The following is a 9,427-nucleotide window of genomic DNA, read 5'->3' on the forward strand; positions in this document are numbered from 1 at the left end:
TGGAGGCAAGCGTAACCCACCCCCATCCCCTCCCGGGAGGGGAGCAAGAGGGGTGGGTGCAGCAGCCTGTGTTAGCGGAGCTTTGCGAAGCGCAAAACGTCAACTCGCCGAGGAGCTACGGCTCGGTAGGAATCCCCGTGCCTGCCTCTTTCAGAGGAGCTTCGCTAACAGGCCGGGGAGGATGTCAATCTTTTATGGTAAAATAACGCAAAACAATTTTGAGAAAAAGAGGTTCCTATGACAGAACAAAATGCTCGTGATTTATTTAAAGCTGCCTACGAACATCGTTATACTTGGGACTCTAATTTTCCCGGTTATAGTGCCGATATGGAACTAAAACAAGGGTCAGAACTGTACAATGGCCAAATTTCGATAAAGGCAGACTTTACTGTAGAAGTCACAGGTATCTCAGACGAAGAAGTACAACAAAGCGTTTATACTCAACTGCGGGACGTAGTTACTCATCGCAAACGTTCATCCTTTGAAGCATCTCACGGTAAAAATAACTTCAGTCTGGGCGTTCAGGATGAAACTGGTGCAGTTGAAATTCTCGTCGAGGGTGATGCGATGGGGTCAAATTACAAGGTTAGAGATAAGGAAATTTGTCTAGTTAGTCGGGTAATGGGCCGCATGGCTTTCGTAATTAATACTCACAAAAGCTTGAATACAGAAGAAGGTTCTGTTGCTACTCACTATAACGCTATTTTCCGCAACCCTCAAACCAATGAAGTGATAAGAGAACTAGAGTTTGAGGACAGTTATGAAAAAATTGGCAGTTATTACATAATGACTCGCCAGGTAGTCAATTCTACAGAAAAAGGTCAAGTAACAATAACCGAATTTAACTATTCTAATATCAAATTGCTAGAACCAGCAGTTGTATAGGAATAATCTGAACTTTTGGTCTATTTTAATGTTAATTCAGCTAGGATTAATTTAGGATAATCATAGTTCTCATATTTTCATAAATTCAACAAAGAAAGGAGAAAAAAATGCCTAAAGCACTAACCTCGGAAAACGTGGAAAATGTATTAGATGAATTACGCCCCTATCTCGCGGCAGATGGTGGTAACGTGGAATTAGTAGAAATTGAAGGTCCGGTAGTAAATCTCAGACTACAAGGAGCTTGTAGTTCTTGTCCTAGTTCTACTATGACTCTCAAAATGGGTATTGAGCGTAAACTTAGGGAAGAAATTCCTGAAATTGTTGAAGTAAATTCTGTAGCGTAGTTAGGTTTTCCCTTCTCACAAGCAATGTGAGAGGGGCTATTCATTAATTGATAATGAGATAATGGATAATTGATAATTACCTCTGGTTAAAACCGCTACGGAATTGAAAATAAGGAAATATTATTTCTTCTCTTGGTTGATTGGATATGGTTAGGAAACCCATCCATCCGGAGACCGCTTTTTTCCCCTTAAAAGGGGAGGCTTCAAGGCGCGAATTGTTTAATTATTAATTATTAATTATTAATAATTCGGTAACTGTTGGCTATAATCTGGTATTATCTATAATAATCTCTGATTATCTATATTTTCTTTTATGCTACTAGGATTCAAAACTGAGTTACACCCCAGTGATATTTATGAGTTAAAAAAGTAAAAAAGTAACTCTAAACTTACTGAAAAATTTAACTGCAAAAACAGATAATTCATTACTACATAATATAATCAGTTATTTCTCATGGCAATTTACTTTAAAAATATCACAACAATTTTGGCTTCTTATATAATGTGAAATAATTCCTTGAAATTACTATTCTGTAGGTCGTAGTAAACATGAGAATAATTAACACATTCCTAACTAATAATTATTAAAAAGGTTCGATGTGCCTGTATCAATTATTTAATAATTGAAATGTCACCTAAGTATAGCATTACTTTTAGTAATTAGTATTAATAATAATACTCTGCATAGTTTTTGCGATCGCACATATAAGTAATTTTTTTTACATATATATGATAGCAGTATCAAGTATAGCATTATTTTTGAGAAATGGTATAATATGATGTTCCCCCTCCGGGGGAGCTACGCTAACGGATAATCAGTGATAAAAAAAACTTTATCCCTTTTAACCTTTTCTTCCCTTCTGCCTTCCTTCCTCTAAACAGTATAACTACGAATTAATTTAAACAGGCAATCAATGAAAATTCTAGTTGTAGAAGACGATCAATTTATCGCCGAAACTTTAGCTGATGCCTTAACTGAACAACTTTTTGTAGTTGATATAGCCACAGATGGTAAAGCAGGTTTGGAGCAGGCTCAAGCCTGTAATTATGATTTAATTTTATTAGATGTAATGCTGCCTAAATTAGATGGTATTACTCTATGTCAGAAGTTACGTTATTTTAATAAAAATATTCCTATTTTACTTTTAACTGCTCGTAATAACAATCAAGATAAAGTAAAAGGTTTAAATGCCGGAGCTGATGATTATGTCGTTAAACCATTTAATTTAGAAGAGCTTTTAGCCAGAATTAGAGCATTATTACGGCGGGGAAATGAGTCTACTTCTCCCATCAAAAAATGGGGTAATTTATGTTTAAATACTGAAAATTGTGAAGTTACTTACAATAACAAACAGTTAAATCTTACTCCTAAAGAATATGAAATTCTCAATCTGTTTATGCACAATAGCCAAAGAATATTTAATTGTAGTGCAATTTTAGATAAAGTTTGGAGTTTTGAAGACACACCTACAGAAGATACAGTTAGAGCGCATATTAAAGGTTTAAGACATAAATTAAAAGCAGTAGGTGCGCCTAGTAATTTAATCGAAACTGTTTATGGTTTAGGTTATCGGTTAAAACAATTTGAAGAAGGAAGAAGGAAGAAGGAAGAAGAAAGAAGAAAGAAGGAAGAAGGAAGAAGGAAGAAGGAAGAAGGAAGAAGGAAGAAGGAAGAAGAAGGAAGGCATCCCCCCTTGCCCCCCTTTGAAAGGGGGGAGGGAAGAAGCAAAAAGTGGATGGGGACTCAAACTCCTACTCCAAGCAATTGTAAACACTGTTTATGCGGCAAGGTATTAAATTCAAAAGAAAAAGATCAAAATAATTTATCAGTCAAGAATAATCAAATAAAAGATAAAGAAAAGCCTCAAAAATATCAGGAATCTCAACAAAAATTGCAAGAGTCCATAAGTAAAATATGGGATAGATTTAAAGGAACTATTAATGAGAGGATTGGTGTATTGGAACAAGCAGTGGTAGCTGGAAAAAATGAAAAATTAGAGATTGATTTACAAAGAAAAGCACAACAAGAAGCTCATAAGTTAGCAGGTTCTCTAGGTACATTTGGTTTAGTATATGGCTCAAATTTAGCTAGAGAAATAGAAAATTTATTGGCGGCGGAAAAAATTCTTAATCCTGGAGAAATATTGCATCTATCTAAATTAGTAAAAAGTCTATGCAACAAGATAGAACAGCATAATAATATAGACGAAAAACAAAGTGGTCATCAACAGATAAAATCTTCCGGTAGTCAATATTCTATTCCTATTTCCCCAGAATGTAAATTATTATTAATAATAGAAAAAGATAGTTTATTCGCAAAACAATTAGTTGAGGATGCTGTCACAAAAAAAATACAATTTAAGCTAGCTCCAAGTATTTCAATAACCACAGATATAGATACTTATATTAATCAGAATTTCAACTATAGTTTACAAGATTTATCATTTTGTCCTAATGTAGTTTTACTTGACCTTGAAGTTGCTACTAATTCAGAGAAAATATTAGCTAAAATTTCTAGTCAGATGCCATCTCTACCTGTAGTTGTACTTAATACTAAAGGTGAATTGAACGACCGCGTAAAAATTGCTAAACTAGGAGCATCAGCATATCTAAAAAAGCCATTACCAGCAACTCAAGTTATAGACATAGTATTAGATATCTGGCAAAAACAACAGACTTTAGCAACTGTGATGATTGTAGATGACGACCTACAAATTTTAGAGACGATCCAACAGATACTAACCCAGTGGGGAATTAAAGTTGTAACCCTGAGTGATGAGCGATATTTCTGGACAATCTTAGAAAATACAGTGCCAGATTTATTAATTTTAGACATAGAAATGCCATATTTTAATGGAATTGATTTGTGTCAAGTTATTCGTAACGATCCACATTGGAATTGGCTTCCTGTTATATTTCTGACAGCTTATTACAACCCTATGATTTGTCATCAAGTTTTTGCTGCTGGTGCGGATGATTATATTTGTAAACCATTTAAATCTTCTGATTTAATCACTCGTGTTCTTAATCGGATTAAACGTAGTATAAGTGTTTAATTATCCAAATAATTAACTGTGAAAAATTTAAAATAGGATAAAAAAAATGCCAAGTATAACTGAAAATAAAACCAATTTAATAGAGTCTTTGAAAAATGCTAATGCTCAATTGAAAACAGAAATTAGGGAACGTCAACGAGCGGAAAAAGCACTACAAGAGCTAGTAGAAAAATATCAAAAAACATCTTTACAACTCCGAACTTTAATTAACGCTATGCCAGATATTGTCTGCTTTAAAGATGGTACGGGCCAATGGCTAGAAGCTAATCAATCAATGCTGGAATTATTTGAAATAGAAAAAGTAGATTATCATGGTAAATCAGATATTGAATTGGGAGAAATTAGTAGTTTTTATCGAGAAGCTTTTTTATCTTGTCATCATAGCGATCGAGAAGCATGGAAGAAAAGAACTTTGTCTAGGGGTGAAGAAATAATTCCCAAACGAGATGGCAGCGTTAAAATTTATGACGTAATTAAAGTACCGTTATTTTATGAAGATGGAAAACGTAATGGAATTGTTGTTTTGGGGCGTGATATTACAGAGAAAAAACAAACAGAAAAAGTAATGATTAGATTAGCTTCTATAGTAGAATCCTCTAAGGATGCAGTTATTGGTAATACTTTAGAAGGAATTATTTATAGTTGGAATTCAGGAGCAGAAGCAATTTATGGTTACTCTATTTCTGAGGTAAAAGGTCGTTTTATTTCCATGTTAGCTGTGCCAGAAAGACCAAATGAAATACCCCAAATTTTAGCAACTATTGCGGCGGGAGCTAGTATAAATAATTATGAAACTGTACATATTAGAAAAGATGGTAAACATATAGATGTAGCTTTAACAATATCTCCAATCAAAAATACTGAAGGTAATATTATAGGAGTTTCAACTATTGCTCGAGATATAAGCGATCATAAGCAGATAGAAAAATCTTTGGAACAGCTTCGTTACCAACATAAATTAATATTAGACTCAGCGGGAGAAGGAATTTGTGGAATAGATACATTGGGAAAAATTTCTTTTGCTAATCCAGCAGCAGCAAGAATGACTGGTTATACAATTAAAGAGCTGGTAAATAGTGACTGGAGTTTGATAATTTCTGGGGTTGAAGAAGGAAGAAGGAAGAAGGAAGAAGGAAGAAGGAAGAGGGAAGAAGGAAGAAGGAAGAAGTTGATGGGGACTCAAACTCCAACCAATTGTCAACACCATGTAGACGGCGGGGTATTAAACCCCAAAGAAAAAGATAAAGTTAACAACAAAGAAGAAGGAAGAAGGAAGAAGGAAGAAGGAAGAAGGAAGAAGTTGATGGGGACTCAAACTCCAACCAATTGTCAACACCATATAGACGGCGGGGTATTAAACCCCAAAGAAAAAGATAAAGTTAACAACAAAGAAGAAGGAAGAAGGAAGAAGGAAGAAGGAAGAAGGAAAAAGTTGATGGAGACTCAAACTCCAACCAATTGTCAACACCATATAGACGGCGGGGTATTAAACCCCAAAGAAAAAGATAAAGTTAACAACAAAGAAGAAGGAAGAAGGAAAAAGGAAGAAGGAAGAAGGAAGAAGTTGATGGAGACTCAAACTCCAACCAATTGTCAACACCATGTAGACGGCGGGGTATTAAACCCCAAAGAAAAAGATAAATTTTCAGTACAAAAAAATAACTCAGATAGTCAAGTTACAACAACTTTAAAAAAAGGAATAGTCTGCCAAGTTACTGATGAATTTATTCAGCGACGAGACGGTTCACATTTTCCCGTAGAATATGTAAGCACACCTATTTTAGAACAGGGAAAAATTATTGGTGCAGTTGTAACATTTAAAGATATCACAGAGCGTCAAGCAGTCGAACAGATGAAAGACGAATTTATTTCCGTGGTGAGTCACGAGTTACGTACTCCTCTTGCTTCTATTCACGGTGCTTTAGCTTTATTGAAAAGTGGATTACTTAATCAAGCGCCAGAAAGAGGTAACAGGATGCTAGATATTGCCATTGCTAACACAAACCGTTTAGTACGATTAATCAACGATATTCTAGACTTAGAGCGTCTTCACTCCCAGCAAGTAACAATGCTGAAACAAACTTGTAACATTGCTGAATTAATGCTCCAGACAGCAAATGAAATGCAACCTATTGCAGAGGAAGCAGGAGTTAATTTGTCAGTTAAACCAGTGGATGCTAAGTTATGGGGATGTCCCGACAAATTAATTCAAACCTTAACTAACTTACTTAGTAATGCTATCAAATATTCCCCGCAAGGAACAACTGTCTGTTTAACTGCCAGCAAACAATTGATCGATAGAAACCATACCGTTAGCTTCGATAGCTTCACTTCAACAGTTAAAACTTGCACTAAAGCACCTACCTGTAATATTCATCATAGTTATCAAGTTTTGATTGCAGTTAAAGATCGAGGGCGAGGTATTCCTGCTGACAAGATAGAAAGTATTTTTGGTCGCTTTCAACAAGTTGATGCTTCTGACTCTCGCCAGAAAGGAGGAACAGGTTTAGGTTTAGCCATTTGTCGCAGTATTGTCCAACAACATCAAGGTAAAATTTGGGCAGAAAGCACTTTAGGAGAAGGTAGCAATTTTTTTGTAGCCTTACCAATATTAGATGAGGAGTAGGGAGTGGGGGAGTAGGGGAGTGGGGGAGTAGGGGAGCGGGGGAGTGGGGGAGTGGGGGAGATTAAATATTGAAGTAATTAGGGTTTGCTGATTAAATCTAAAAGCACTGACAGATAAAGCTTTTAGAATTTTTAAGGCTTTAAATTGTGCCGGAAATGAGGTCAAAAAGGTTCAAAAAGTTAGCACAAAAAGCTCACTAGGATAGAAAATTTAACAGACCATTTTTCCGACTACCTACTCTATAACTCGCATTCCTCCTGACTCCTGACTCCTGACTCCTGACTCCTACCCTCACCCATAAGACTTTTTCAGCAAGCCCTAATTATAGAATTATCAACTTTGCTACAAATAGCAAAGAAATAATATTTCCTTATATTCAATTCTGTAGCGGTTAATATCATGTCCGGATAATCAGTGATAAAAAACCTTTTTCCCTTCTAACCTTTTCTTCCCTCCTGCCTTCCCCTCCTGGGAGGGGTTAGGGGTGGGTTGCCTCCTGCCTTCCTGACTCTAAAGTGTAAGTATTCAACCGGACATAATATAAGTAGGTAGGTGAGAAAATTTACAACTACGTCATTGCGACTGGAACGGAGTGGAAGGAAGCAATCTCAAGGGTTTCGACAGCATCAACATTTCGTTATATAGTGACGTTTATTTGCACCTACCTACTTAAAACCCGAGGTAATTATCAATTATCCATTATCAATTAATGAACTATCCCACACTTTGTTGATGCACTAACAAATAGCCTATAATTACTAGCAATGATTTCCTCTATTTCCTACTTCCTCTTTTTCAGGTATCTCCAAACAATAAAAAATAAAGCCAACAATGTAATGGAAAATAAAACCAACAGAAGCATAGGTGAAACCCCAAACTTAGGAGGCTCAGGCATAACTAAAACTGTATCCTCACGCACAGACAAATGAGGAGAATTACTTTGTTAATACCTGTAGCAGTTAGTTTATCTACTGTTTTCTGGATAATTGCGACTAAAGCTTCAATATCATTATAAAAATGTGGTAAAATTTTCACCAGAAAACTATAGGAAAACTTAATTAAAAATGGCAGAAATTACTACCGATAAATTAGCCGAAAGCTTACAGACTGTATTGATAGAAGTCGAACGCACAAAAACTCCACTAACTGTCATCCATGAAGGAAAACCATTAGTAACGATTTATCCGGCGATCGCTGAACCTAAACCCACTACCGTTAACCGCCTAGCTAGTTTGGGCCAGGATAAAGGGAAAATCACCATAGCGGAGGATTTTAACGAACCTTTGATAACTGAAAAACTTAATGGTGTTTACACTCAACACTCCTCTGAGTTAGATGAGAATATGGCGATGATACAGTTTAGCAGCTTGAAAACTGAACAATGGTAATGTATAGAGGAGAAATTTGGTGGGTAACACTTCCTCAACCCGTAGGTTCGGAACCTGGTTATCGTAGACCAGTATTAATTGTTCAGAATGATAGTTTTAATCGTAGTTTGATTCAAACTGTCATTGTGGTAATTATTACTTCAAATCTAGATTTAGCAGAAGCACCCGGAAATGTTTTGTTGCCAAAAAGAGCAACTGGACTACCACGAGATTCTGTTGCTAATGTATCTCAAACCATAACTCTGGATAAGTCGTTTTTAGAACAACGAGTTGGTTTTTTATCAGAGGAGTTGCAGGATGAAGTTGATGAAGGTCTGCGTTTAGTTATGTATCTTTAAAGTAATAATTGAGAGAGGGTTTGGCTTCCTGAGAGCGATCGCTACTTCTGTCGGTTGGGTAGAGCGACAGGGAAACCCAACACAAGCGTTACAAGCGATCGCTACTCATGTAGGTTGGGTAGAGCGACAGCGTTTCGCTGCGCGACATGTTTGCGGAGCATTCCGTAGGAAAAAGCGCAGCTTGTCCGGAGGATAAACTCAACTACTCTAATATTGTTGTTGGGTTTCGTTCCTCAACCCAACCTACAAAACTATACATATTTATTTTATTGTCAAAAGTTTTTTAGTTGACAGAATTCGTATATCCGTGCCATAGTCAGTGTGGCCGCTGCAGTTTCTTTTTTGCCCACTCCCGCAGTTCTTTGTCTGAGTCGTTTGCTGCTCTGTCTTGTAATAGTGGCAGGGTTTGCGGATGGTTTGGATAATATTTGACTATTGCTTCTAGTGCTGTTTGTCGAGGGTTGTGTTCAAAACTAAATTCACGTTCAAAAGGATCATTGAGGGCACTATTTTGAAATAATTCAAAGATTTGAAACCTTTCCAACTCATGTTTCCAACCAGTAGTTATTTGTTCCAATGCTTCCCGTCGTACCTCCCAACTTTCATCAGACTCTAGTCGTTGTCTGAGCAACTCAAAAATTTCAGGGCGATCTTTCCAACCAGTCGCAATTTGTCGCACCGCTTCCTGTCGCACATCCGAATTATCATCAGAAACAACCCTTTGTTTGAGTAAATCTAAAAAATCTTTTGTTATCGATAATAATGGAGATATTTGGATCGGAGACGAATT

At 36.3% G+C, this 9,427-nt stretch carries 7 protein-coding genes; 6 read left to right on the top strand and 1 reads right to left on the bottom strand.

Features of this window, described 5'->3' with window-relative positions:
- Positions 1 to 237 precede the first annotated feature (237 nt).
- The 6 genes from F6K54_RS33300 to F6K54_RS33325 all read left to right on the top strand — a co-directional run bounded on the left by F6K54_RS33300 (position 238) and on the right by F6K54_RS33325 (position 8,637).
- The gene (locus F6K54_RS33300; protein WP_293087673.1) at positions 238 to 885 is read left to right on the top strand and encodes a DUF3386 domain-containing protein; all 648 of its coding nucleotides are present in this window, start codon (positions 238 to 240) and stop codon (positions 883 to 885) included.
- A gap of 107 nt (positions 886 to 992) precedes the next feature.
- The gene (locus F6K54_RS33305) at positions 993 to 1,229 is read left to right on the top strand and encodes a NifU family protein (protein WP_293087676.1); all 237 of its coding nucleotides are present in this window, start codon (positions 993 to 995) and stop codon (positions 1,227 to 1,229) included.
- Positions 1,230 to 2,143: 914 nt separating this feature from the next.
- Positions 2,144 to 4,285, top strand: coding sequence for a response regulator (locus F6K54_RS33310; RefSeq protein WP_293087679.1), 2,142 nt, complete (start codon positions 2,144 to 2,146; stop codon positions 4,283 to 4,285).
- A gap of 46 nt (positions 4,286 to 4,331) precedes the next feature.
- Positions 4,332 to 6,911 (top strand): PAS domain S-box protein, encoded by a 2,580-nt coding sequence (locus F6K54_RS33315; RefSeq protein WP_293087681.1) that lies wholly within the window; start codon positions 4,332 to 4,334, stop codon positions 6,909 to 6,911.
- Positions 6,912 to 7,975: 1,064 nt separating this feature from the next.
- A complete protein-coding gene (locus F6K54_RS33320) occupies positions 7,976 to 8,299 on the top strand; it encodes a hypothetical protein (protein WP_293087684.1) in 324 nt (107 codons plus the stop codon).
- Complete coding sequence (locus tag F6K54_RS33325; protein WP_293087687.1) at positions 8,293 to 8,637, top strand: type II toxin-antitoxin system PemK/MazF family toxin; 345 nt, start codon at positions 8,293 to 8,295, stop codon at positions 8,635 to 8,637. The genes F6K54_RS33320 and F6K54_RS33325 overlap by 7 nt, the downstream gene beginning before the upstream one ends.
- 316 nt (positions 8,638 to 8,953) lie before the next feature.
- Here the strand turns inward: F6K54_RS33325 and F6K54_RS33330 are convergent.
- Positions 8,954 to 9,427: HEAT repeat domain-containing protein (locus tag F6K54_RS33330; RefSeq protein ID WP_293087690.1), on the bottom strand; the 474-nt coding region annotated here is incomplete at its 5' end.

This window comes from Okeania sp. SIO3B5, from assembly GCF_010692555.1.
GTDB lineage: Bacteria > Cyanobacteriota > Cyanobacteriia > Cyanobacteriales > Microcoleaceae > Okeania.

Excerpts from the sequence above, each read along its gene's own strand:
- F6K54_RS33315 (WP_293087681.1), top strand. The coding sequence starts at position 4,332 with ATGCCAAGTATAACTGAAAATAAAACCAATTTAATAGAGTCTTTGAAA.
- F6K54_RS33305 (WP_293087676.1), top strand. The coding sequence starts at position 993 with ATGCCTAAAGCACTAACCTCGGAAAACGTGGAAAATGTATTAGATGAA.
- F6K54_RS33325 (WP_293087687.1), top strand. The coding sequence starts at position 8,293 with ATGGTAATGTATAGAGGAGAAATTTGGTGGGTAACACTTCCTCAACCC.
- F6K54_RS33310 (WP_293087679.1), top strand. The coding sequence starts at position 2,144 with ATGAAAATTCTAGTTGTAGAAGACGATCAATTTATCGCCGAAACTTTA.
- F6K54_RS33300 (WP_293087673.1), top strand. The coding sequence starts at position 238 with ATGACAGAACAAAATGCTCGTGATTTATTTAAAGCTGCCTACGAACAT.
- F6K54_RS33320 (WP_293087684.1), top strand. The coding sequence starts at position 7,976 with ATGGCAGAAATTACTACCGATAAATTAGCCGAAAGCTTACAGACTGTA.